General features: G+C 55.2%; 1 protein-coding gene. It reads left to right on the top strand.

Annotated features, from left to right (window positions below; all coding sequences use genetic code 11):
• Window positions 1–328: GTPase RsgA (gene rsgA, locus MXD62_RS10750; protein WP_285224034.1), on the top strand; the 328-nt coding region annotated here is incomplete at both ends.

Here is a 328-nt window from a genome sequence, read left to right as displayed (position 1 = left end):
CCGCGGGAAACATACGACTACTCACCGGGAGCTGATCGTGCTTCCGCAGGGCGGCATCATCATTGATACCCCCGGGATGCGGGAGCTCCAGATGTGGGAAGCGGATGAAGGTTTTCGCGATGCTTTTGAAGATGTTGAAGCCATTGCCGAGAACTGCTATTACCGCGACTGTCAGCATCGTAAGGAACCGGGCTGTGCGGTCAAGCAGGCGATCAGCGATGGGACGCTGGATGACGCCCGTTATCAAAACTATCAGAAGCTGCAGCGAGAGCTTGCTTTTCTCGCGCGAAAAGAGGATGCGAAGCTTCAGTTGGCGGAAAAACAGAAG

The organism is Frankia sp. Mgl5, assembly GCF_023242985.1.
GTDB classification, from domain to species: Bacteria; Actinomycetota; Actinomycetes; order Frankiales; family Frankiaceae; genus Parafrankia; species Parafrankia soli.
This window is presented reverse-complemented; position numbering and strand designations above follow the sequence as displayed.